Consider the following 22,177-nt stretch of genomic DNA (forward strand, 5'->3'; position numbering starts at 1 on the left):
ATGACAATCCGGGTGTTGGCGACCCCCGCTCGGGCTACGCCCTCACGGCGCTCGCCAACACCCGGATCAAGTGGCCTGGTTTTACTCCGCCTAATGGACGACTTTTACTCCGCCGTTGACATCTCGCTACGAACCTCAGGGGCGCGGGATCAGACGGCATTATCTACCCGAGCATTCGGCATGCTGGTGGCGAATGTGTCGCGCTATTCTACCCTGACTGCGCGTCTGATCCCGTGCAGGGGCGACACCTCGACTACCACTGGAACGGGGCGCACGTTGACCTCGTCCGTTATGCTGGATCGGGGGCTGTTTTCCGCATTGTCGACTTGCCTGCCGATCCCGCCTGACGGCAGAAACCCGGTGTAGAGGGCCAAGCACTCTCAGACCGCCGAACTGAGTGAACGGCCAGCAGGGCTATGCCTGCACACCCGCACGAACGAGGTCATGAAGAGCTTTGTCTGGCGAAATTGCGCCCTTGTACAGCGGGCCACATGGTGTCTCTGCTAGCTTGGTCGAAATCGCCAGGAGGTCATCATCATCGCCTTTTTCATAGGCATAGGCGGCCAGCCAGAACTCGGCCTGCCGAACGAACTCATTGAGGATACCCACGACGCTCCGGTTCGCCGTCTTGGCGTACTGGACCTTGTCCATCCGCCAGAGTTCCTGTGCAATGAATTCGCTTGGGGCGCCGTGCTCTTTCAGGACCAGTGCCAGCTGCGCCGGGAAGCGTCGAGCAAGCGTGGCCGCTGGAGCCAGCGGCGTTAGCACGGGAAGAAGCGTGCGCTCAGAAACCAGCAAAGCTACTTGCGGCTTCCAGAACAGGACGGTGGCGTACCAGTTGCCCAGCGTGGTGTCGCTTTGCCCAGGCACAGCGATTTCCGGTTTGATCCGATCGAGCAGTTTCTTGGTGCAATGGAGGTGGAACATAGCGGTCCAGGATAGTGTCCGCCGTCCTGAACGTCCACTGACGCTACCGGCGTCGCCGATGGAATGGCAATGGCCGAGCAGCTTCGGACGTCCAAGGTCGGTGCTGCAACGACAGGTTTTGCTGAAACCGGGCATTCGTCTCGCATGACCCTGCCGGACTGGAAAGCGCCCCAATTGAAGAGATGGACCGCGCGCTAGCCGCCGCCGAAAGAGAACGCCTGCCGAAGCTCGCGACCTGGGCGTCGCGGTAATGCAGGAACGGCTCGGCGACGGCACCACGAAACCTGACGCTGACTGGGGGGCAAACTCCGGGCTTCAAAGTATAATTCGGACAACCGCAAGCAGACTCAGCGCCAGAGCGATCAAGCTGGGGATGATGACCGCCGCACCGCAGACGAAGGCCAGGATGCCGACCCAGTTCCAACCATGTGTACGCGTCATCGGATTTTCCTCGATCGCATTTTCGCCAAATATCATCCCCATTCAATAACTCGCTACTACCTGGACGGTTTCGGCTCGGTCGTGTCATCTTCGACGCTCGCCATTGGCCTGTCGGCATCGGCATCTATGAAGATGCGTTCTGCCGCGCCATCAAGATCGTCATATTGCCCGCTGCGCATGGACCACAGGAAGGCGCCCAACCCTACCAAACCCATCACCAGAGCAATCGGCACCAGCCAGACGAGAGCCGTCATGTCGCGCTCCCTGCTGGAACCAGCGCGCGCTCTCGACGAACCGTATTTGGCCTGGGGCCACTTTGAGAGGGAATGCGCAGAGCATTTGCCACGACTGTGATCGAGGACAGCGACATTGCGACCGCCGCCAGCAAAGGGCTGACATAACCTGCCAAGGCCATCGGCAGCACCATCAGGTTGTATCCGACCGAAAACACGAGATTCTGCCGGACGAGCCTACCGGCAGCGTGGGAAATACGCAGGACTTGCGGAATAGCCGCGAGATCCTGTCCGAAAAACACGATGTCGGCGGCCGCACGGCCGATATCGGCGGCATTGGATGGCGCCATGGAAACATGCGCGGCCGAAAGAGCCGGCCCGTCGTTCAAGCCATCGCCTACCATCAAGGTTTTGCACTGCTTGCCAGCAAGCGCTTCGAGACGCTGCACTTTCTGCTGAGGCAGGAGCCCGGCGTGAAATTTCGCGATGCCGATCGAGGCCGCGACCGCCGATACCGCTTCCGGGTGGTCGCCCGAAAGCAACTCCACATCGAGCCCAAGCTCACTGAGTTGCCGCACCGCGTCTCGTGCGCTGGTTTTCTCGATGTCCGAGAAGCGAAAATGACCTGCCCGTTCGCCATCGACCGAAAAGACCGTGTGGAGGCTACCGACATCGGCATTGGCGCCGCTCAGCGCCCAATCGGGTCGCCCTATCCTGAATACATGGCCGGCGCGGCACGCTTCCAACCCTTTCCCGGGAAGCTCGGAAAAGCTATCCAGATTGCCGCCCGCACGGCCCTCGCTACTCGCTGCAATGGCCCGCGCAACAGGGTGGTCGGATCGCGACGCCATGGCCGAGGCGATGTCGCGGTAGCGCTGGTCGATATCGGCTTCGGTCACGCGGAGATCGCCGATGGTCAGGGTGCCTGTCTTGTCGAAAACGACAATATCGATCTCGGCTAGTCGCTCGAGGGCGCTTCCGTCCTTCAAGGCGATTCCGCGTTCGAACAAGCGCTTCGCTGCGACAACTTGTACCATGGGAATGGCGAGTCCCAACGCGCAGGGACAGGTAATGATGAGTACCGAAATCGCGATGGTGAGCGACCGATGCCAGTCACCGGTCGAGAGGAACCATCCGACAAAGGCAGCGAAGGCCAGCGAATGGATGATCGGCGAATAATAGGTCGCCACGCGATCCGCCAGGCGCCGATAGCGTGCGCGGCCCTGCTCGGCCGCCTCCATCATCAGGATCATTTCCGCGAGAAAGGAATGTGCGCTCGTGCTGGTGACGCGGACTTCCAACGAGCCATCAAGGTTGAGCATGCCGGACAGAAGCTTGCTCCCGGCCATTACGGGCGTCGGCATCGCCTCGCCGGTTACCACTGCGGTGTCGACATCGCCCTCTCCGGCCAGGACGACCCCGTCGAGCGGCACGCGTTCTCCTGGAGCGACTACGATGGCATCGCCCACCGCTACGCTGTCGAGCGTCACAAATGTCCGTGAACCATCCTCGGCGATGACCTTCGCGCCCGCAGGCATCATTTTGGCGAGACCGAGCACTGCGGAACGCGCCTTGTCGCGCATCAGATAGTCAAGCGTTCGTCCGATCAGCAAAAAGAAGATCAGCGTGACGACAGCGTCGAAATAGGCATGCGGGCCGGAATGCAATGTGTCGAAGATGCTCAAGCCGAGCGCGAGAAGAATGCCGATTGAGATTGGCACGTCCATGTTGGTGCGACCTGCACGCAAGGCGGACCATGCCGATTGAAAGAAGATGCGCCCCGAATAGGCTACCGTCGGAAGCGCCAGGAGCGCCGATATCGCATGGAAGAGATGACGCGTACCTGGGTCAGCGCCTGACCATACCGACACCGAGAGCAGCATGATGTTCATCGCCGCAAATCCCGAGACCGCCATGGCGACGATCAGCCTGCGTCTTTCGCGGTCAGGTTGGCCCTCGAGATTGCTCAGCAGATTCGCTTCGAAGCCGACTTCGGACAGGGTTGCGAGCAACGGAGGAATAGTAGCCGTTCTTTTCCAGGTGACCGTCGCCCGCCGCGTCGAGAGGTTGACGCGTGCCGACACCACCCCGTCGAGCTGAGCCAGGGCCCGCTCGATTTTCCCCATGCATCCGCCGCAGTGCGCGGTAGGAACCGACAATTGAGTCTGAAGCAAACCATCGTCAAGCACCCTGCTGGCGAGGATGAGCTCGTCGATCGATTGGCGGGTCGATGTCCGTCGCAACGCGACATCGTTCAAAGCGGCGGGCGACGCCATTCCTAGGCGTCCGCTTCGGCGACCGCGCGATAGGCATGCCACGTGGCATGACCCAGCCATGGGAAAATAACGATGAGCCCGAGAAGTCCCGTTGCCGCGCAAAGAATGAAAAGCGCCAGCACGATCCCTCCCCACACGACCATGGGTGCAAGGTTGTTCCATACAAGCGCCATGCTGGTTCCCATCGCCGTGAGAGCATCGACCTTCCTGTCGAGCAGCATCGGGATGGCAAAAACGCTGATCGCAAAGGCGAACGACGCGAACAGCCCTCCTACCGCGGTGCCTACCCCGAGAATGATCCAACCCACATGCTCGGTCACGAGAAAGGCGGTAATGTGCGTCAGGCCGGGGAACGGGCGAACGCCGAAAAACAGGGCATAGATGAGGACCGCCGAACGAATCCACAAAAGCATCAGAAGGCTGAGCAGCAAGCCGGTGAAATAGACCTGTGGCCCCGCTGCGGGTTTTACGACAAGCATTCGGCGCAGACCGATTGTCTCGCCCTGCTCGCGGGCCCGGCTCTTTTCATAGAGTCCGACGGCGAGCAGCGGAGCGACGATCATGAAGCCTGCGAGCGCGGGAAACAGGATATAATCTCGCCCGTACAGGGCGAGGATCGCGACCGCGGCGACCGAGAGGGCAAAAATGCCCAGACCGTAAAGAAGGCTCGGGACCGGTCGATCCATCAGATCGCGCCAACCCGCTCCAAGCCAGCGCAAGCCGACGAGCGGCGGGAGGTGGCGCTGAAGCCGGGCGTTCCTGGTTTCAGCGATCCCCGACGTTTCGGTCAGCAATCCGTAAGAGGCGCTCTCCTCAGTCATATCCAGCAACCTTTCAGCATGCCGATTTCGCCGCGCGATACTGGCCGCTCTCGCTCGCTCGCTCCTTCAAATGCCCAACGCAATTGGGCTGCGATTGGAACGCGACGTAAATCAAATGCGCATTCGCGAGCACAAACAGGAGCAGCCCCGCCGCTACGAGGCTCCAAACAAGCCATCGTGATCTGCTTCGCGTCGCTCTCATGGCGCCGGTAAACTCAGTGAGTGAACATAGAGTGCCAAAATCTTGATATCGGCGGCGCTCAGCCGTTCATCCCAGGTCGGCATATGGCCTTGGCGACCGCCATGTACCGTCTCGACAATCTGATCGAGGTCGCCGCCATAGATCCAGCGCGCATCCGTCAGATTGGGCGCGCCGACATCGCGTTTGCCGCGCGCATCTTCGCCATGGCAAATCGCGCAATTCGACATGAACACCTCGCGACCCGACAAGACCGAAGCGCGATTGGCCGCCGTCACGAATTTGGGATGCGACAGGGAATAGATGTAATTGGCCGCCAGACTGACCTGATCGGCGTCGAGAATGCCATCCCGTCCGAACGACGGCATCTGAGAGGTTCGCCCTTGCGGATGCTCGACATTGACTCCCACACGCATGGTCTGGGCGATTGTTTCGAGATCGCCGCCCCAGATCCAGTCGTCGTCGGTCAGATCGGGATAGCCATAGCCACCCTTGGCATTGATGCCGTGGCAGGCGGCGCAATTATCGCCGAAAAGCCGGTGCCCCGTGCTGCGCACGATCGCCATGAGCTGCGGGTCGGCCGCGATCTGTTCGAGGTTCTCGCTTTCAATCCGCTTCATCCAGGCAGCGCGGCCCGCCTGCGCATCGACCAAATGCTTCTCGACCGAAGTGCGTTGGTCCGTGTTGAGAATGCCTTTTGTGTAAGTCTGGCCTACCGGCCAGGTCGGCATCAGGATCCACCACGCAAAGGCGAAAAGATGGGTGACGATCAGAAAGATCAGCACGCCTTTGGGAACCGGCGTATCAAGCTCCTTGATGCCGTTCCAAACGTGGCCGGTCGTCTCGCGACCGCTGACCGGATCGCGTTCTACGTCCACGGCTTGTCATCCTGATCGAGAACGCTTTGTTTGGCTCTGTCGAACTTCTTTCGGTTGGACGGACGGAACGTATAGATGAGAACGCCGATCATCAGCCCAATGAGGTAGAACAGCCCCCAGCTTTTCGAGAATGCGACGAGAGCGTCGTGGCTTATATCCATGGGTCTCTCCTCATATCATCTCACCGGCTCCGGTGGCTTCTGCGGGGCAGCCGTGTTCTTGTACGGCGCATCGGTAAGCCTGCCCAAGACCTGCAGATAAGCTACCAAGGCGTCCATTTCGGTGACTTCGGTCGCCACATCGTCGAACACGCGCACCTGCGTTTCTTTGCCATAACGATCCGCAACACCGGACGATGTCGAGCTTTCCGGCGTCGCTTGGTCGTATGCATCGACGCTGGCGTTTTCGATCATCGCGTCGGTGTAGGGGACACCGGCAGCGCGCAGGGCTTTCAGATGCAAGGGCAGATCATCGACCCGCAGTGCGGTGCGCGCCAGCCAGGAATAGGCGGGCATGTTTGAATCGGGCACGACGTCGCGCGGATTGGTCAAATGCGCGACATGCCAGAAATCCGAATATTTGCCGCCGATGCGGGCAAGATCCGGGCCGGTTCGCTTTGAGCCCCAGAGCATCGGATGGTCATATTTGGACTCGACCGCCAGAGAATAAGGCCCGTAGCGCTCGACCTCATCCTGCAATGTGCGAATCATCTGGCTGTGGCAGGCATAGCAGCCCTCGCGAACGTAGATATTCCGACCTGCCAGTTCGAGCGGTGTGTAGAGCCGCATGTCAGGCGCCTTCTCCACTGTCTCATCGATCGTGAAGAGCGGGGCTATTTCGACGAGACCCCCGACACTGGCAGCCGCGACAATTGCGAGCACGAAGCCGATGGCGCTTCGCTCAAGCTTGCGATGAAAAAGTTCCGCCATCGCTCAGCCCCTCGCCACCGCTGTGGCGGCACTCAAAGGAACGTCGCCTTCTACCGGCGCGCTAGATGGCGCTGAGCGAATGGTCCTCCACATATTGTATGCGCCGATCACCGCTCCGATCAGGAAAAACAAGCCGCCGAGGGTGCGCGCGATGTAATAGGGATACATCGCTCTCAGCGAGTCGATGAATGAATAGGCGAGCGTGCCTTCCTCGGTGTAAGTCCGCCACATAAGACCTTGGATGATGCCGGAATTCCACATTGCAAAAATGTAGATAAGGGTCCCGGCCAGCGAGAGCCAGAAATGCCACTCGACGAGCGCCGGCGAATACATTGTGTCGCGCTTCCAGAGCGAGGGAACCAGCGTATAGAATGAGCCGAAAGTAATAAGTGCGACCCATCCGAGCGCGCCTGCGTGAACATGGCCCACGGTCCAATCGGTGTAATGGGACAGCGAATTGACAGGACGGATGGCGAGGAAGGACCCTTCGAAGGTCGAAATGCCGTAGAACACGGCTGCGACCATCATGAAGCGCAGCGTGGCATCGTCGCGCACGCGGTGCCAGGCGCCATTTAGCGTCAGCAAGGCATTTCCGGCCGAAGCCCAGGACGGAACGAGAAGCATGACCGAGAACGTCATCCCCAGCGTCTGCACCCAATGCGGCAGCGCTGTATAATGAAGATGATGCGAGCCAGCCCACATGTAGAAAAATGTGATGCCCCAGAAGCTCAAGATCGACAGCCTATAGGAAAAGATCGGCCGCTGGGCCCGTATCGGCAGATAATAATAGAGCATCCCCAGGAAGCCGGCCGTGAGGAAGAAAGCGACGGCGTTGTGGCCATACCACCACTGCACCATCGCATCCTGCACGCCCGACCATATCGTATAGCTCTTGGCGTGCCCCAGCGAGACGGGGACAGCGAGATTATTGATGATATGCAGAATTGCGACGACGAGGATAAAGGCCATGAAATACCAGTTGGCCACATAGATGTGGGGTTCTTTGCGGCGCGCCAGCGTCCTGATGTAGAGGACGAAATAGGTCACCCAGACAATCACCAGCCAGATATCGGCGTACCATTCGGCCTCGGCATATTCCTTCGATTGGGTGACACCGAGCAGATATCCGCTGGCGGCCAGGATGCAGAACAAATTGTAGCCGACAAGGACAAACCATGGGGAAAGCTGATCGGGAAGCCGCGCGCGCGACGTGCGCTGCACGACATGCAGCGATGTCGCGATAAGCGCGTTGCCGCCAAACCCAAAGATCACGCCACTTGTGTGAACCGGTCGTAGGCGGCCGAAGCTCGCCCAGGCGCCATCGAATGTCAGATCGGGAAACGCGAGCAGGGCCGCCACCCATACTCCCACGAACATGGCGACCACCGCCCAGGCCATGCTCGCGATGATGCCGGCCTTGATCGGCTCATCATAGTAGCTCTCGAGGCGGGATCTTGGCGGCTCCGGTCCCCATAAATCTCGGATTACGACAATTGCGCAAATGGCACCGAATACCAGGATCAACCACCCGTGAACTTCCATCGTGTCTTGGGTACCTGCGGCGGCGAGAACCAACCCACCCAAGGCGACAGCGACAGAAATTCCGAGTGCGATCTGTCGCTCGGCTTCGGTCAATGTCAAAATCATGGCCGATCAATCCCCCCCTTTTTGGTTGCTGCCATGCGGTTTTTCAGCGCAGCATTGCCTCCGGGGAGCGGGCCACGGAACTTGCGCATAAGCTGCAACACCTTAGTCCGCTCCGGGTTCCCGCCACGGTGCTCCAAACCAATCGGCACGATGCCGGTCACCAGTCAATTCCTTCACAGCAACCCGTGACTGCCTGCCACGGCGCCGAGAAGCGTGACCACGGCAAGACCCAGAAGCCCGCGATGACCGACCTCCATGCGATGAAAGTCTGTGGCAGGCTGCGACGAATCCTCCATGCGCCGATGAAGAAACAGCGGCTCGATCACGAACAGCATCGCCGCGAAAATCGCCCAGAGGCCAACCATTGCGTGCATCCACCAGAAACGCAGATCGGCGAACCGATCCCACATCTGCCCGCGTTCTACCATCCAGAAGCCGCTGACACCGGCAAGCATCACCCAAATGCGCGCTTGCGCCGCGAAACGGCCTTCGAGCTTGTGGAAGGCCGCCAGCCTGTCAGCTGGCGGATGGGCGCCGCGAATGGACGGCATCACCACGAGCGTGACAAAGGCCACGCCTCCGATCCAGAACATAACCGCCAGGACATGAATTGCCCGGGCTATGGTGATATCGCCCATCCCCTACTCCATCAGGCTGCCAGCAGTTCGTCCGCCGGGCCGAAAAATTCGTAGTGAATTCGGTCGGACGGCACGCCGGCGAGCGACAAGGTCGAAACCGCGTGACGCAGGAACGGGCGCGGTCCGCAAATGTAGTAGTCGGCTTCACCGACCGGCGTGTTGGCGATGAGCCACTCATCGGTGATGATGCCGGCGACATCATAATCCTGGCCCTGCGCTTCGCCTTCCAGCGGAGTTTGATGGAAATCAGTAACCGACACCGCCTTGCCCTGGCCGGCGACAGCGCGAACATGGTTGCGCATCGCATGCGTGTCGCGATCATGGGTCCCGTGAATGTAATGAACGGGCACTTCGGCGCCGCTCTGCGCAAGCGCTTCGAGCATCGCCACCATCGGGGTCAGGCCTACCCCACCGGACAGGAGGATCACCGGGCGTTCGACATGCTCAGCAAGGAAGAACTCGCCCGCTGGTGCGGCCACCTTCAGCACCGTTCCGGGCTTGGCTTCGTCATGGAACCAGCCTGAGGCCAGGCCATGCGGTTCACGCTTGACCGAAATGCGGTAGGTTTCGCCATTGGGGGCGGCCGAAATCGAGTAGTTGCGCTTGACCGGCGGATGACCAGGAATCTCCAGCCAAAAAGTCAGATACTGCCCCGGCTTGTGCTGCATGACAGGCCTGCCATCGACCGGGCGGAGAATATAGGAATTGATGACACTGCTCTCGCGCACGACGTCTTCGACGCGGAAGTCACGCCAGCCATTCCATCCGCCGGCCGCGTCCTTCTGCTCTGTGTAGACCCGCTGCTCTCGTGCGATCAGGATATTGGCGAGGAACCAGTAGGCCTCGCCCCAAGCCGCGAGAATTTCCTCCGTTGCTACGTCACCCAGCACTTCCTTGATCGCTCCAAGGAGCGCCTCGCCGACGTGCGGATAGTGCTCGGGCAAAATCTGAAGGCCGACATGCTTTTGCGCGATCCGCTCAACAGCAGGCGCAAGCGCACCGAGATTTTCAATATTGCTGGCATAGGCGAGAATGGCGCCCGTGAGCGCACGGGGCTGCGAACCGGTGTCGCCATGATGCGACTGATTGAAAAGATCGCGGATTTCCGGGTTTTGGAACATCCGGGAATACATTTCGTGCACGATATCCAGACCATGCGCTTCCAGCGCGGGAACGGTTGCCTTGACGAGCGCGATGGTCTGATCGCTAAGCGGCTGCGACATGAACTTCTCCTTGTGAAAGGCGTTGGAATATACGGGACATCAGCACGCGGGAGGTTGATCGTAGAAATCGACCTGCATCTTCATGGGCCCCATCGGCGTCACGAAATGCGGTTGCTGCGGCAGAACCAATCCTGGCTGATCTGGAGTCAGCACGATCTCCGAAGGCGGATCGAGATAGGTGAGCTTGAGCTCGCCTTCCAAAACGCGGATCAGGCCCCAAACACCAGCCTTGGTATCGTGTCGCGCCCGCAAGGCAGACGGGAGCGTATCCTCGTGAAAACCGGTGTGGAACGATAGGGAAGGATGTCAGGCATGGCTTTGCACTCTCCGCCTTGGGCAATCCAGCGTATCTGAATTGATTGCCGAGCCTTCCGCGCGTTGGCGATCGAGCCGAAAAAACATGGCGAGCCGCAGGCTTTCGGCGATCCGCTTCGCTTTTGCTTGCAAAGCGGCGGCGGCCTCGGCCGACATTATTTCGTTGGTCGTCTCAGACCAAAGCGTTAGCCATCGGTCGAATAGCGCCGGCGTAATACGCGATTTGTGCTTCAAATGAGCCGGCACCGGTTGACCCTTATATCGGCCACTGGTGAGCATTACCGATGACCAGAATGCCGCCAGCTTTTCGAGATGTTCCGGCCAATCGCTGATCGCGTCGTTGAAGATCGGCCCCAGCTCGGCATCCTCTCTTACCCGCGCATAGAACAGCGTCACGAGATGGCTCAGCCCTTCTTCGTCAACCTGCCTATCGTCATCCATTGACCGACTCCGAAATCATGTATCTAAGCTACATGTATCACCGGGTTGGAAACATGCAACAATGCATATATTAGTGCAGCGTCGATTGGGCGCTGTGACCGGGAAGCGACATGAAGCTGACGCGCTACACCGACTATGCCCTTAGGGTGCTGCTTTACCTTGGAGCGCGGCCTGATCGGCTATGTTCGATTTCCGAGATGGCGGGTGCCTATGCGATCTCGCAAAACCATTTGATGAAGGTGGTTCACGACCTCGGAAAAGCGGGCTTTGTAGCGAGCGCTCGGGGGCGTCTTGGCGGAATTCGGCTCGCGCGACCGCCGGGTGAGATTATCATCGGATCGGTCGTGCGGCACACGGAGGATGGGTTCGATCTGGTCGATTGCGGGAGCTGCATCATCGCTCCGGCGTGCGGAGCGACGGGCGTTCTTCGCGAGGCGCTTGCCGCATTCATGGCCGTGCTCGACAGCTACACGCTCGACGACCTGTTGGCGAGGCGGGTCGATATGCTCAGTCTCTTTGCACCCGAAGCGGCATAGAGGCTCTGCCGATGGAGGAGGAATGCGCGCGCTATCGTTGTGAGGGAGAAGATGGCTCGCCGATCACCGTTCTGGAGTTTCAATACTTCGATCAAGCTGAAACGAAAGCCGGCCGACGCCGTTACCCAGGTGCGCAGCGCCTAGCTCTCTCCACCGGAGAGGCTGTCCGGTATATCGACCCCACCACCTTTGAGGTTATTGGCAGCGGGGAGCTGCTTCGGCGACGCAACCGCCGCTAAGGCGCGCGCCGCCCTTTGCCAGTTTTCTCGGCGAACCAGCTCCTCAAAGCGGCAGAGCGGGATCGAATCCGGGTCATTTTTCATGCGCCGAACCCCTTTTCCAGACCAGTGATCAGATCGTCCAAATGCTCAAGGCCAATTGAACGCGGCGCTCGCCGGCGAGCCAGACATGGCCGCCATCAGTGATCTATATGATGATGCATTAATTGGGTCTTCTCCGGCAGGCGTTATGGCCGGCAAGAAGGACGAGGATTTCCAGAAGGCGCTTGCTACTGGCTTCGCGCACAATCGCAAGATCGGCACTCAACGGATGGAGGTCGTGGACCTGCGTCACGAAAAAATTGTTAGCGTCCGCGCACGTGGTGTAATTTCTGGTGGAGATTGAGGTGCCGCAGGTGGTGGGGCATGCCCCACCACCTGCGGTTTCGATCTCGGTGGCCACCGGGCTCATCGGTAAGGTGGAGTTTCCACACTTCACACCCACCGAGGAGTTGATCCCGATGACCGAAGATAGACTACCGCTTGCCGAGCTGATGGCGAAGACCGGCGACAGCGATTTCTTGCGCAGCATTGCCGAGAGCGTACTGCAGCTGATCATGGAGGCCGATGTCGATGGCGTGATCGGCGCCGGCCGACACGAGCGATCCGGCGACCGCACGACCTGGCGCAACGGGTATCGCGACCGCAGCCTGGATACCCGGCTCGGCACGCTCAACCTGAAGATCCCCAAGCTCAGGACCGGGGCCTACTTCCCCGGCTTCCTTGAGCCTAGGAAGACCGTGGAGAAGGCGCTGGTCTCGGTGATCCAGGAGGCATGGATCGCTGGCGTCAGCACCCGGCGCGTCGACGAACTCGTCCAGGCCATGGGCATGACCGGGATTTCCAAGTCGTCGGTCTCGAAGCTGTGCAAGGATATCGACGAACGCGTGCACGCCTTCCTCAAGCGCCCTTTGGTACGCTAAGCGTAAACGGCGGCCGCTACCTCAACTGAGTTCGATTCGGGATGTGAGGAGCGTCTGATTGCCCGGTTATTTCCACCGACAGCGGCCACTCCGCTGGCAGCGCATTTTCGGCCGATTATGCGCTGCCGGTCGGACAACGCCGAATGTCGGCTCCTGACAAAGTCTGCCGTTCGACACATCGCCTGGAAACGGCAGCAAAGTCCCAGCCATGGTCATTCGTCATTGCCCGCTGCTATCGGCGATTTGCTGCGAACGCATAAGAGGGGAGTGGGCTTTGCCCTGATCGAGCCAATTGGGCGTCGAAGGTCGATGCATCGGGCTCACAGTCAGGAGTGTTTCCCATGATCAAGTCGATCCCGCTGAACAAACTCGTCCAATCACCCCGCAATGTCCGTCGTCACAGCGATCCGGCGGCAGATGCAGAACTCAAAGCCAGCATTGCAGCGCATGGATTGCTGCAGAACCTGATCGTCCGCCCCGCTGCCAAGGGCAAATTCGAGGTCGAAGCTGGTGAGCGCCGCCGCCGCGCGATGCTGGCGCTCGCGGACGAGAAGATCCTCGCCCGCGATCACGAAGTAACCTGCCTGGTGCTGGAGGACAGCACTGAAGGCGCGGTCGAAACGAGCCTCGCCGAAAACTTCCATCGCCTCGCGATGAACCCTGCCGATGAAGCCCAAGCCTTTGCTGCGCTTATCGCAGGCGGTGCGACCGTTGAAGACGTTGCGCGCCGTTTCGGCCTGACAATCCGCTTCGTCGAAGGCCGTCTGCGCCTCGCTACGCTCGCGCCGGTCGTGTTCGAGGCGCTTGCATCCGGGGAAATCACTCTCGACATTGCCAAAGCCTTCGGCGCGACCTCGGACCAGGAAATCCAGGCTCGCGTTTTCGAACAGGTATCCTCGGCCTACTATGCTCCCAATCCCGAAAGCATTCGGCGCATGGTCCTGTCCGGCACGGTCCGAGGCAGCGATCCGCGCGCCCGGCTCGTTGGCCGCGACGCCTATTTTGCAGCCGGCGGCCGGATCGAGCGCGAACTGTTCGACGATGATGACAGCGAATCCTGGATCGATGTCGCGCTCCTTGAAAGCCTCGCGGCAGCGAAGATGGAAGAGCAAGCCAATATCCTCGCGGCCGAGCAAGGGCTCGCCTGGGTCAAGCCCACGCTCGATCCCTACGCCAGCCATGATCTTGTCGAGGGTCTAGTCCGTCTCCCCGCCGAAGCCGCCCCTCTCACCGAAGCGGAACTGGCAAGGCTCGACGAGCTCGATGCCTTCTATGACGAGCATGCGGCAATCGTCGAAGACGAGGGTAGCGCCGAGGAAGCAGTTGCTGCGGCTGAAGCGGCTATCGAGGGAATCGAACGCGAATGCCAGGAAATCCGCGCTCGACCGCCTGTCCTCGCGCCGGATCTCAAGGCCGAAGCCGGCATGATCCTGATCCTTTCGCGCGACGGAACACCGGTGCTGCAGCCTGTGTTCTACCGTGAGCGCCAAGCGGATCCAGCCGATAGCGACGAGTCCATCGAATTGGTTCCCACGAACGGCAATTCGGCCACACGCCGGACGGCGCTGTCCAAGCGCCTGGTCGACGAACTGGCCATGCAACGTCGCGACGTTCTGGCGCTGCACATCGCTTCCGACCCCGGACTTGCGCTCGACATCATGGTCTTTACGCTCGCCGATGCAGATATCCACGACTGGCGAGCGCGTGCGGCGACCACGTTGCGTGGGCCTGTTCCGTCAGGGCCGATCATCGGATTTGAAGCCAAGGATGCTCCGGCAAGTAGCGCACTCGCCGAACTCAGATCCGGCCTTGATGAGAGCTGGCGCGCTGGCAACAACACGGCTGCTCGTTTCGACCTGTTCCGCGCGCTGTCAGATGACAGCCGGGCCGCGTGGCTCGGCTTTGTCGTCGCCCGCTCGCTCGAAGTAAGCCTCAACATGACCGGCGAACGCCAAGTGGCCTTCCAGGATCACCTCGGCAGCCTGGTGGGCATCGACATGGCGCAGTGGTGGCGGCCGACGTCAGCCAATTACTTCGACCGGGTTTCGAAGCAGGTGATCCTCGACGCACTGACCGACGTTGGCGGCCTCGAACTCTCCTCGCGCTTTGCTTCGGTCAAGAAGGGCGATCTCGCGATGAGCGCGGAGCGCGTCTTTGCCGGCACCTACATCACCGAGGTCGAGGTGCGCGAAAATGCGCTGGCCTGGGTGCCCGAGGTCATGCGCTTCGCTTCGGGCGCTCAGGAGTCGACATCCTCCGAGTTGGACCCCGCCGATATCGACAGTGGTGAAGACGACCAAGACCAGTCCCCCCGCGAGCTGGCCGCCTGACCTCCTCCTGACAGGCAAGGCCACTCGTCCCTCGAGAAGCGGTCCTTCGGCTTATGCCGGAGGGCCGCTTCCTTTTTGGGAAGAGAGCAGAGGAGGCTTACTGGTTCCTCGCCGAGATCCTGATCGGACGGGAAAAGGAGATCTACGGTGGCGCCACTGCTACTGCCTGAAGCCGTGTCAGCCTAACTCCCTGAAGGTCTCGTCAGCTACAAGCGGACGGCGACCTTCGATCAGGACACCGTTCCTTCCGCTCTTCTGGCGGGTCACCGCACGAAGGAGGGCGTGTGGGGCTTAATCCACGTCGACCAGGGTGAACTGCTCTACCGGATCACTGATGCACGGCGGCCTGCCAGCGAGCAGCAGCTTGCAGCTGGCGGAGACCTTGGCGTGGTGCAGCCGACGATCGCCCACCTTGTGGAGATCACGGGACCGGTTCGGTTCTGGGTGGAGTTCTTCAAGGCAGGCTCGCTCTAAGGCCGGTGCGAACGAGCATGCACCCGTGCGCCGCACTGCAGTGCCACCAAAGTGGCACGAAGCGGTCGAGCAAATTGTCAAATCAATGGGTTGATTGGTGTCGCGAGCGAGGCCGATTTTGACGTCACAAATGTCGGCAGGGCGTCACGGCTAAAACTTGTCAGGATAGGTCGGGAGCGACCCCAGTGCTGAAGGCGTTGTCTCGCGCGAGGAGACAAGCGTGGCCGATCACACCAGCAACTTGGATGAAGGTGAGCAGCGCGAGGTGGAGGAGAACAGCGCGCCGGCCGCGAAGGTGGTCCACGCGGTGGTCTCAAAGCAAGGCGCCGAAGAGATGGAACGGCCGCTCGCCTCGCTGTTCTGCTCGGCCACAGCCGCCGGTGTCGCAATCATGGCCTCTCTTTCGGTCAGTGGCGCTCTGCACCACTCCTTGCCCGATGCGCCCTGGCGCGAGTTGATCGCGGCCTTGGGTTATCCGGTCGGGTTCCTGGTGGTCGTGCTGGGGCGCATGCAACTGTTCACCGAGCAGACGGTGGTCACGATATTGCCGCTCGCGCGTGAGCCAACAATGCGCAACTTCATTCGAGTTGTGCAGCTATGGATCTTGGTCTTCGTGGGCAACGTCACGGGCGCGGCCTGCGTCTCAGCGCTCTGCGCCTTCGGGCACGTACAATCGCCCGAGGTGCAGGCGGGAATGATTGACGTCTCTGCCAAGCTGCTCGAGCGCGATGCCGTGCAGACACTCCTGCAGGCCATTCCTGCGGGCTTTCTCATGGCAGCGCTGGCCTGGGTTCGCGCCGCCGAGGATCATATGAGCTTCTGGATCGTGCTAGCGCTTACGCTCGCAATCGGCTTGTGCGGCTTTGCTCACGTTGTCGCCGGATCGACGGAAGCTTGGCTGTTGTTGTGGACAGGCAGGACAACTCTAGCCTGGGTACTGGGCGGGTTCATGCTTCCAGCTCTAATTGGCAACGTGATTGGCGGCACTGGCCTCTTTGCTGTTCTCGCGCACGCACAAGTGCGTAGCGAGATTTGAAGAAGCGATCGCATCAGCGTCTCTTATGGTAGGAGAAGTTGGGGCTAAGCACGCTGGTGGACTCCACCAAGCGTCGGCTCACTCCTGCAATTAGGACCTGCAACTCGCAGGCGGTGCGCGGATTGTCGACTTTTGCTGGCGACAATGACTTAATCTCAAGCTGCCGCTGGCGACAATGGTGTTCCTGATCTCTGAGGCAATCCGCTTCACTATAGTCTTTGACCGCATGGTCGAGACCTGCAAGGGAAACGGCGAGACTCTCAGTTTTGCTGAATTGCGCGCCTACGTCCAGAACTGGGCAGCGCTGTCTTCGGGAGAGTGGTGTCACCTTTATTGAACAAATTCCGATGGTGAATTTTTATCACGCACCGACAACTGGTAGCGAGCTGGTCTATGTTCATGTGCGGCTCCGCGGGGGAGGCTCTACATGGAGCCGCTGCGGATGGATTTCTCTAATCGCCCGTGAGCTAGCGCCCGCCGGTATTCAGCCGGCGGGCGAGCAATTGGGTGCGGGCCCGATGGATGGCACGCTTCTTCAACGATGACGCGTGGGTCGCCCGAGTATTTCCAAACGGCTAAGATCTCACGACCGGAGCTGACTCAGACTCTTTGCTACGGGCCAGTCCAACATAGCCTGACCTCGCAACGTCATCGCACTTCGTCCGGTACGCTGCCATTCCGCCGATATAAATGAGCATGCGGCGGGGTTTGCCGGGGATGTTGTCGCCCATGTACCAGGAGCTGGCCTTGGGAAAGAGGGTCATCTGAACCAGGCTGGCCGCATGCTCTGACCAAGCTTCTTCAGCCTCTGCAGTTGCTTCCACGGTGGCATCGCCGCGTTCGCGCATGTCGACGAGCAGGTCCGCGATCCAGTCCACGTGTTGTTCGATCGAGCTGACGCAATTGGTGAAGGCGGAAGGGCTTGTAGGGCCAAGCACCAAGAACAGGTTTGGGAATCCTTCCGTCATCAACCCCAGGTAAGCGACCGGGCCATCCGCCCACTTTTCGGCCAGCGAAAGCCCGTCCACGCCACGCACGTCCATGCGCAAAAGCGCGCCCGTGACCGCATCGTAGCCGGTGGCAAAGACGATAGCATCAAGGTCATACGTCGCGCCGGAGGCGGTCACGATGCCCTCGGCCGCAGTTCTCCCGATCGGGTCCTTGCGGACGTCGATGAGGTTGACATTGTCTCGGTTGAAGGCTTCGTAGTACCCTATCTCGAGGCAAGGCCGCTTGGTACCCAAGGGGAAGCCACGCGGCTTGAGCGCGTCAGCTGTGACAGGGTCGGCGACAATCTCGTCGATCTTTGCCGCAGTGAAGTCAGCGAGTGTGCGATTAGATTCTTCGTTCACAATGAGGTCGGGGTAGGCCAGCGTGATCTGTCCCCCGCCCATGTCCCAGAACGTTTGATATCGCGCCTCGCGCTCTTCGCGTGTCGCGTCCAGAGCGCTCGCGACAGGTGGGACACGGTAACTGTCGTCCATCCGGGTGTCGCCGAACCCAACGATTTGAGCCCAACGGTTCTTCTCGCGGATGTCGCGGAAGTTCGTTCGCCACCACGCCTGGTATTCCGCGTCGAGCGCATAGTTCTGAGCCGGAATCGCGAAAGCCGGCGTCCGCTGGAACACGTAGAGGTGTTCAGCCTGCTCGGCCAGGCGAGGAATAACTTGGACTGCCGACGAGCCGGTGCCGATCACACCCACCCTTTTGCCTGCAAAGCTGACTGGCACCTTCGGCCAGTTGGCGGTGTGGTACCACTCGCCAGCGAAGTCGCCGAGTAGCTCGGGAGATGGCAGCGACGGCACAGAGAGGATGCCAGTCGCCATGAGACAGAAGCGTCCCTGGAGGGTCCGTCCCGACGCGGTCGCGACCGTCCAGCGAAACAGCGACTGATCCCAGGTGGCACCCGTGACCTTCTGGTTTAGCAAAATGTCCTTTCGCAGGTCAAAGCGATCGGCAACGTGATGAAGGTAGGAGAGGATCTCCGGCTGGGCAGGAAAGCGCTCGCTCCACTCCCATTCCTGGTCGAGTGTCTCGTCGAAACTGTAACTGTAAAGAACGCTTTCAACGTCGCAGCGAAGGCCCGGATAGCGATTGCGGTACCAGGTGCCGCCCACGTCGTCCTCTGCCTCGAGCACGATCGCATTGAAGCCCAAACCGCGCAGCTTGTGCAGGAGGTAAAGCCCGGAATGACCGGCGCCGACAATGACCGCGTCGTAGACTTGGCTGGATAGTTGTTCGGGCACGTGTCCTCCGTGGCCTGATGAATGGCTCGACTAGTGTGCAGAGTTGTTCGTATTTGCGTGCTGCACAGAGGGACTTGTCGTCGGAGGAAAGTCTCCGACGACAACCCTTGGCAGTACTTGCTGTCACCGGCTTGTTTTGCCAGCAGCACTGACCTCAGCTTACGGCGGCAAGCTGGTCCGCGAGCGGGCGAATGGCACCGGCGCCTTCACCGCCGTCGGCTGCGAATTCGCTCCCGGTGGACAGGCTGGACAGGTCGCTCGCCAAATAGACGACGAGATTTGAAATCTCCTCCGGCTGACCAAATCGATTGAGCGCGTTGTGCGCGACCGAGTCTGGCAGGCCGGCGGTCATGGGCGTGCGAATAGCTCCGGGATGGACCGAGTTCACGCGAATGCCGAATGGCGCCAGCTCAAGGGCTGCGCTCTTGGTAATGCCGCGCACACCAAACTTCGATGCGACGTAGCCGTGGAAGCCTGCCACTGCCTGCGTGCCGGCGATCGAAGAAATGTTCACGATCGACGCCGGAGTGGACTTCTTCATGGCTTCCACGCAGGCGCTCATGCCCAGGAACACCCCGGTGAGGTTGACCGCAATGATCTTGTTCCACTCGTCGAAAGAGTAAGTCCCGAGGGCGCCGACATTGATGATACCAGCGTTGTTAACGAGCACGTTCAGGCCGCCGAACGTGTCGACAGCTGTTTTTACAGCCGCGTCCCAGTCTTCAGGATTGGTGACATCTAGGTGGACGTAGACCGCACTGTCGCCGAGTTCGGCGGCCAATGCGCGACCCGCCTCGTCAGCCACGTCGCCGATCACGACCTTTGCGCCAGCGGCGACAATCGCGCGCGAGTGAGATGCGCCCATGCCCATGGCACCGCCAGACACCAGCGCGATCTTCGAAGTGAGAGAGATCATATTAGGCTCCTTCTTGGGATGATTGCGGCAGCCGTGTCAGGTCGCTGAGACCCGAGAGGTGGCAACCGGGAGGTAAGGGCATCGACTCGACCATCCAGTGCATCTGTCGTGCACCGCATTTGCACGACACGATGTAAACTCAACGGTTTGGGGCGTCAATCTGGACATTGCATTTATATCGCGCGACAAAGCAGCATGACGAAGGAGGCGAGGGCAGCGCGAGCGGCCTACGGAACATACTCGCGAGCACGGGAAAAGGCGGCGCGCCAGACGCGCGATGCCATTGTGACTGGGGCGCAAGACTTATTTTCGAAGCAGGGATACGGGCCGACTGGTATCGCCCAAATCGCGGCTTCAGCGGGGGTCAGCCGGCAGACCTTCTACCTTCATTTCTCCTCGAAAAGCGCCGTGCTTGCAGAGTTGATCAGCGAGTTCGAGCGCGGGCTCATGGCGCTTTACGAAGAGTTGGCCGAATCAAAGCCGGCTCTGCCCCAACTTGTTACCTGGTCGCGGCGCTTCCTTGAATACTGCGAGGCCGACCGCAAAACAGTGCTGTTGTTGCTTGCAGCAGTGCCTACCGAGCCTGATCTCGCGCAAGACCGCGCTAATCTCTACCAACGGATCATGAGCACGTTAGGCAGGACGCACCCGACTTTCGCCGTCGCCGCGTCCGGGCGTGATCCGGCGCTGCGGGGACGGGCCGTGACGTTGTTGGCCCAAGTGGAAGCACTACCCAGGTTGGCCATCGCTCCAGTACCCCTCTGTGATCGTGACAGTCTTATCGAGGCGCTCGCGGGCAATCTGCTGGAGTTCCTCCAAAGAGGGTGAGGGCGGCCTGCAATCGAGCAGGCCGCACGCGCGTTAATCGAGATGCTCGCCCAGATTATGCACCACGCCTGCGGATTCGCCGCCGTCCACCGCGTACTCGGCGCCGGTGGTGTAGCTGGATTCATCGCTGGCCAGGTGCAGCACAATGCCGGTAACTTCCTCGACAAGGCCCCAGCGGCCCATGGGTGCGGTAGCGGCGCTGTCGGGAAAAGCCGCTGTCATGGCGGTGCGCACGCCACCCGGGTGAACTGAATTTACCCGAACACCGGTTCTCGCAAGCTCGAGCGCAGTACTCTTGGTAAGTCCGCGAAGGCCGAACTTGGAGGATGTATAGCCGTGAAGCCCCGCCATGCCCTGCAGACCTGCAATGGAGGAAACATTGATGATCGAAGCAGGTGCTGACCGCTTTAGTTCATCGATGGCAGCGGACATCCCCAAGAACGGTCCCGTCAGGTTTACAGCGAGAACTTGGTTCCAATCGGATTCGGCAAACGCTCCCAACGGTCCACCGTTGACCATGCCTGCGTTGTTGACAAGCACGTTGAGCTTCCCAAAGCGAGTGACTGCGGCCTCGACGGCAGCCCGCCAATCGGCCGAGTGCGTGACATCGAGATGAACGAAGTGAGCGGAGTCGCCCAACTCAGCCGCAAGCGCCTTACCCGCCTCGTCTGCTATGTCACCCAAAACCACCTTTGCGCCCTCGGCGACCATCGCACGGGCATGGGCACTGCCCATTCCAGAAGCGCCGCCTGAGATCAGCGCCACTTTGCCTTCAAGTCTTCCCATGTTCGGTCTTCCTTCGTGTCAGAGATCGATTGCGACGACGGCTCCAGTAGCCAGGCCCATCGTTTCGGGCGAGGGCAGCTGCTCGACGACGGTGGCGAACACGCGCGAAAAATCCGGAGCGAACGCGAGCGACGTTGCATGCGGAAAGCCGGTTGCGATCTCCCGCGTCTTGCGGCCGTCTGCATCCAGCTCATAGAGTTGGCCGCCGAGCATGTTGGCATACCAGAGCTTCTCGTCAGGACCGATTGCGATGCCATCGACGCCCATGCCAACTCCCGCAACCGCGCGCGTGAATACGGGGTCTGCAGTAGATGTGTCGACATGCCAGATTGCGCCTTCAACGAATTCTGCCACGTAGAAGCCGTTCCCTCCGGGGGCATCAGTCATGCCGTTGGCAAATGCGATCTGCGGGCCGACGCGCGATGCCGTTCCGTCAGGTTTGACATAGAGCAATTGCACTGTTTCCGGTGGGGCGCCGGCAATAACGTCGAAACCAATCTCACCCACGAACATGCTGCCATCCTCCAGCAGCGTGACTTCGTTCAGCATCGTGGCAGCGAGGTTCGACAGGTCGGCAACGACGCTTACCGAGCCATCAGGCGCGACACGCATTGTGCGTCGGCCAGCCGCATCGTTGGTGAGGATCGATCCGTCCGAAGCGAAGTCCAGGCCGAGCAGAATTGGGCACTCGACCGATACAACCACCTCGACAGAGCCGTCGGCCGACAGCCGGTGAACGGACGGTCCATCCACGAAGTGGAGTGCGCCGCGATGCCATCGCGGCGACTCCGGTATGTGAAGCCCACTGGCGAGAACGGATACTTTGGTCATCTTCTAAAATCTCCAGCGCTGCATA

At 60.3% G+C, this 22,177-nt stretch carries 24 protein-coding genes and 4 pseudogenes; 9 read left to right on the forward strand and 19 right to left on the reverse strand.

Features of this window, described 5'->3' with window-relative positions; genetic code table 11:
* Positions 1-122: 122 nt before the first annotated feature.
* A pseudogene (locus GQO94_RS18370) lies at positions 123-347 on the forward strand (RES family NAD+ phosphorylase); the annotation flags it as partial.
* 67 nt (positions 348-414) lie between these two features.
* On the opposite strand, the gene GQO94_RS18375 reads toward GQO94_RS18370, so the two are convergent.
* From GQO94_RS18375 to GQO94_RS18435, 14 genes and pseudogenes are all read right to left on the reverse strand, one after another.
* A complete protein-coding gene (locus GQO94_RS18375; protein WP_232333022.1) occupies positions 415-1,062 on the reverse strand; it encodes a DUF6933 domain-containing protein in 648 nt (215 codons plus the stop codon).
* A gap of 180 nt (positions 1,063-1,242) precedes the next feature.
* Positions 1,243-1,368, reverse strand: a complete 126-nt coding sequence (locus GQO94_RS21290; protein WP_269748776.1) for a hypothetical protein — start codon at positions 1,366-1,368, stop codon at positions 1,243-1,245.
* 56 nt (positions 1,369-1,424) lie between these two features.
* On the reverse strand, positions 1,425-1,622 hold the full coding sequence (ccoS, locus tag GQO94_RS18380; RefSeq protein ID WP_156842862.1) for a cbb3-type cytochrome oxidase assembly protein CcoS: 198 nt from the start codon (positions 1,620-1,622) through the stop codon (positions 1,425-1,427).
* Positions 1,619-3,937 carry a heavy metal translocating P-type ATPase gene (locus GQO94_RS18385; protein WP_232333025.1) on the reverse strand — a complete coding sequence of 773 codons (2,319 nt, stop codon included), beginning with the start codon at positions 3,935-3,937 and terminating at the stop codon, positions 1,619-1,621. The genes ccoS and GQO94_RS18385 overlap by 4 nt, the downstream gene beginning before the upstream one ends.
* Positions 3,880-4,698: a DUF2189 domain-containing protein gene (locus GQO94_RS18390; protein WP_156842864.1), complete on the reverse strand. Its 819-nt coding sequence runs from the start codon at positions 4,696-4,698 to the stop codon at positions 3,880-3,882. The genes GQO94_RS18385 and GQO94_RS18390 overlap by 58 nt, the downstream gene beginning before the upstream one ends.
* A 198-nt stretch (positions 4,699-4,896) precedes the next feature.
* Positions 4,897-5,775, reverse strand: coding sequence for a cytochrome-c oxidase, cbb3-type subunit III (ccoP, locus tag GQO94_RS18395; protein WP_156842865.1), 879 nt, complete (start codon positions 5,773-5,775; stop codon positions 4,897-4,899).
* Positions 5,766-5,936 (reverse strand): cbb3-type cytochrome c oxidase subunit 3, encoded by a 171-nt coding sequence (locus GQO94_RS18400; RefSeq protein WP_046192588.1) that lies wholly within the window; start codon positions 5,934-5,936, stop codon positions 5,766-5,768. Before GQO94_RS18400 ends, ccoP begins: the two co-directional genes overlap by 10 nt.
* A 15-nt stretch (positions 5,937-5,951) precedes the next feature.
* Positions 5,952-6,704 carry a cytochrome-c oxidase, cbb3-type subunit II gene (gene ccoO / locus GQO94_RS18405; RefSeq protein WP_156842866.1) on the reverse strand — a complete coding sequence of 251 codons (753 nt, stop codon included), beginning with the start codon at positions 6,702-6,704 and terminating at the stop codon, positions 5,952-5,954.
* A gap of 3 nt (positions 6,705-6,707) precedes the next feature.
* On the reverse strand, positions 6,708-8,351 hold the full coding sequence (gene ccoN / locus GQO94_RS18410) for a cytochrome-c oxidase, cbb3-type subunit I (RefSeq protein ID WP_156842867.1): 1,644 nt from the start codon (positions 8,349-8,351) through the stop codon (positions 6,708-6,710).
* Positions 8,348-8,512 (reverse strand): hypothetical protein, encoded by a 165-nt coding sequence (locus GQO94_RS18415; protein ID WP_156842868.1) that lies wholly within the window; start codon positions 8,510-8,512, stop codon positions 8,348-8,350. Before GQO94_RS18415 ends, ccoN begins: the two co-directional genes overlap by 4 nt.
* A 12-nt stretch (positions 8,513-8,524) precedes the next feature.
* Entirely contained in the window at positions 8,525-8,989 is a 465-nt protein-coding gene (locus tag GQO94_RS18420) for a hypothetical protein (protein ID WP_156842869.1), read from the reverse strand.
* A gap of 11 nt (positions 8,990-9,000) precedes the next feature.
* Positions 9,001-10,212: an NO-inducible flavohemoprotein gene (gene hmpA / locus GQO94_RS18425; protein WP_156842870.1), complete on the reverse strand. Its 1,212-nt coding sequence runs from the start codon at positions 10,210-10,212 to the stop codon at positions 9,001-9,003.
* 39 nt (positions 10,213-10,251) lie between these two features.
* Positions 10,252-10,526 (reverse strand): annotated as a pseudogene (locus tag GQO94_RS18430) (DUF1971 domain-containing protein).
* Entirely contained in the window at positions 10,519-10,968 is a 450-nt protein-coding gene (locus GQO94_RS18435; protein WP_156842871.1) for a group III truncated hemoglobin, read from the reverse strand. Before GQO94_RS18435 ends, GQO94_RS18430 begins: the two are co-directional and overlap by 8 nt.
* A 110-nt stretch (positions 10,969-11,078) precedes the next feature.
* Here GQO94_RS18435 and GQO94_RS18440 point away from each other — a divergent pair, with 110 nt between their 5' ends.
* Positions 11,079-11,504, forward strand: a complete 426-nt coding sequence (locus tag GQO94_RS18440) for an Rrf2 family transcriptional regulator (RefSeq protein ID WP_024018143.1) — start codon at positions 11,079-11,081, stop codon at positions 11,502-11,504.
* A gap of 140 nt (positions 11,505-11,644) precedes the next feature.
* On the opposite strand, the gene GQO94_RS18445 is transcribed toward GQO94_RS18440, so the two are convergent.
* On the reverse strand, positions 11,645-11,827 hold the full coding sequence (locus GQO94_RS18445) for a hypothetical protein (RefSeq protein ID WP_156842872.1): 183 nt from the start codon (positions 11,825-11,827) through the stop codon (positions 11,645-11,647).
* Positions 11,828-11,912: 85 nt separating this feature from the next.
* Between GQO94_RS18445 and GQO94_RS18450 the strand changes: the two genes are divergently transcribed.
* From GQO94_RS18450 to GQO94_RS21445, 6 genes and pseudogenes are all read left to right on the forward strand, one after another.
* Positions 11,913-12,128, forward strand: coding sequence for a hypothetical protein (locus GQO94_RS18450; protein ID WP_156842873.1), 216 nt, complete (start codon positions 11,913-11,915; stop codon positions 12,126-12,128).
* A gap of 115 nt (positions 12,129-12,243) precedes the next feature.
* A pseudogene (locus GQO94_RS18455) lies at positions 12,244-12,696 on the forward strand (transposase); the annotation flags it as partial.
* A gap of 350 nt (positions 12,697-13,046) precedes the next feature.
* Complete coding sequence (locus GQO94_RS18460) at positions 13,047-15,035, forward strand: ParB/RepB/Spo0J family partition protein (RefSeq protein ID WP_156842874.1); 1,989 nt, start codon at positions 13,047-13,049, stop codon at positions 15,033-15,035.
* Between the two features lie 222 nt (positions 15,036-15,257).
* Positions 15,258-15,509 (forward strand): annotated as a pseudogene (locus tag GQO94_RS18465) (DUF1971 domain-containing protein); the annotation flags it as partial.
* A gap of 220 nt (positions 15,510-15,729) precedes the next feature.
* A complete protein-coding gene (locus GQO94_RS18470; protein WP_198046036.1) occupies positions 15,730-16,545 on the forward strand; it encodes a formate/nitrite transporter family protein in 816 nt (271 codons plus the stop codon).
* A gap of 166 nt (positions 16,546-16,711) precedes the next feature.
* Positions 16,712-16,882, forward strand: coding sequence for a ribosome-inactivating family protein (locus tag GQO94_RS21445; protein ID WP_408636670.1), 171 nt, complete (start codon positions 16,712-16,714; stop codon positions 16,880-16,882).
* A 238-nt stretch (positions 16,883-17,120) separates the two neighbouring features.
* On the opposite strand, the gene GQO94_RS18480 is transcribed toward GQO94_RS21445, so the two are convergent.
* Both GQO94_RS18480 and GQO94_RS18485 read right to left on the reverse strand, forming a co-directional pair.
* Positions 17,121-18,791: a flavin-containing monooxygenase gene (locus GQO94_RS18480; protein ID WP_156842877.1), complete on the reverse strand. Its 1,671-nt coding sequence runs from the start codon at positions 18,789-18,791 to the stop codon at positions 17,121-17,123.
* A gap of 154 nt (positions 18,792-18,945) precedes the next feature.
* Positions 18,946-19,707 (reverse strand): SDR family oxidoreductase, encoded by a 762-nt coding sequence (locus GQO94_RS18485; protein WP_156842878.1) that lies wholly within the window; start codon positions 19,705-19,707, stop codon positions 18,946-18,948.
* 195 nt (positions 19,708-19,902) lie between these two features.
* On the opposite strand from GQO94_RS18485, the gene GQO94_RS18490 reads away from it, so the two are divergent.
* Positions 19,903-20,535: a TetR/AcrR family transcriptional regulator gene (locus tag GQO94_RS18490; protein WP_156842879.1), complete on the forward strand. Its 633-nt coding sequence runs from the start codon at positions 19,903-19,905 to the stop codon at positions 20,533-20,535.
* A gap of 33 nt (positions 20,536-20,568) precedes the next feature.
* Here the strand turns inward: GQO94_RS18490 and GQO94_RS18495 are convergent, their stop codons facing one another.
* A complete protein-coding gene (locus GQO94_RS18495) occupies positions 20,569-21,321 on the reverse strand; it encodes an SDR family oxidoreductase (protein WP_156842880.1) in 753 nt (250 codons plus the stop codon).
* An 18-nt stretch (positions 21,322-21,339) separates the two neighbouring features.
* Complete coding sequence (locus tag GQO94_RS18500) at positions 21,340-22,152, reverse strand: SMP-30/gluconolactonase/LRE family protein (protein ID WP_156842881.1); 813 nt, start codon at positions 22,150-22,152, stop codon at positions 21,340-21,342.
* Between the last annotated feature and the right edge of the window lie 25 nt (positions 22,153-22,177).

The organism is Novosphingobium aquimarinum (genome assembly GCF_009746585.1).
GTDB classification, from domain to species: Bacteria; Pseudomonadota; Alphaproteobacteria; order Sphingomonadales; family Sphingomonadaceae; genus Novosphingobium; species Novosphingobium aquimarinum.

Bases quoted from the DNA above. Each gene is read 5' to 3' on its own strand.
- GQO94_RS18375 (WP_232333022.1), bottom strand. From the start codon at position 1,062: ATGCCCGGTTTCAGCAAAACCTGTCGTTGCAGCACCGACCTTGGACGT.
- GQO94_RS21290 (WP_269748776.1), bottom strand. From the start codon at position 1,368: ATGACGCGTACACATGGTTGGAACTGGGTCGGCATCCTGGCCTTCGTC.
- ccoS (WP_156842862.1), bottom strand. From the start codon at position 1,622: ATGACGGCTCTCGTCTGGCTGGTGCCGATTGCTCTGGTGATGGGTTTG.
- GQO94_RS18385 (WP_232333025.1), bottom strand. From the start codon at position 3,937: ATGGCTGGGTCATGCCACGTGGCATGCCTATCGCGCGGTCGCCGAAGC.
- GQO94_RS18390 (WP_156842864.1), bottom strand. From the start codon at position 4,698: ATGACTGAGGAGAGCGCCTCTTACGGATTGCTGACCGAAACGTCGGGG.
- GQO94_RS18400 (WP_046192588.1), bottom strand. From the start codon at position 5,936: ATGGATATAAGCCACGACGCTCTCGTCGCATTCTCGAAAAGCTGGGGG.
- ccoO (WP_156842866.1), bottom strand. From the start codon at position 6,704: ATGGCGGAACTTTTTCATCGCAAGCTTGAGCGAAGCGCCATCGGCTTC.
- ccoN (WP_156842867.1), bottom strand. From the start codon at position 8,351: ATGATTTTGACATTGACCGAAGCCGAGCGACAGATCGCACTCGGAATT.
- GQO94_RS18420 (WP_156842869.1), bottom strand. From the start codon at position 8,989: ATGGGCGATATCACCATAGCCCGGGCAATTCATGTCCTGGCGGTTATG.
- hmpA (WP_156842870.1), bottom strand. From the start codon at position 10,212: ATGTCGCAGCCGCTTAGCGATCAGACCATCGCGCTCGTCAAGGCAACC.
- GQO94_RS18435 (WP_156842871.1), bottom strand. From the start codon at position 10,968: ATGGATGACGATAGGCAGGTTGACGAAGAAGGGCTGAGCCATCTCGTG.
- GQO94_RS18440 (WP_024018143.1), top strand. From the start codon at position 11,079: ATGAAGCTGACGCGCTACACCGACTATGCCCTTAGGGTGCTGCTTTAC.
- GQO94_RS18445 (WP_156842872.1), bottom strand. From the start codon at position 11,827: ATGAAAAATGACCCGGATTCGATCCCGCTCTGCCGCTTTGAGGAGCTG.
- GQO94_RS18450 (WP_156842873.1), top strand. From the start codon at position 11,913: ATGGCCGCCATCAGTGATCTATATGATGATGCATTAATTGGGTCTTCT.
- GQO94_RS18460 (WP_156842874.1), top strand. From the start codon at position 13,047: ATGATCAAGTCGATCCCGCTGAACAAACTCGTCCAATCACCCCGCAAT.
- GQO94_RS18485 (WP_156842878.1), bottom strand. From the start codon at position 19,707: ATGATCTCTCTCACTTCGAAGATCGCGCTGGTGTCTGGCGGTGCCATG.
- GQO94_RS18490 (WP_156842879.1), top strand. From the start codon at position 19,903: ATGACGAAGGAGGCGAGGGCAGCGCGAGCGGCCTACGGAACATACTCG.
- GQO94_RS18495 (WP_156842880.1), bottom strand. From the start codon at position 21,321: ATGGGAAGACTTGAAGGCAAAGTGGCGCTGATCTCAGGCGGCGCTTCT.
- GQO94_RS18500 (WP_156842881.1), bottom strand. From the start codon at position 22,152: ATGACCAAAGTATCCGTTCTCGCCAGTGGGCTTCACATACCGGAGTCG.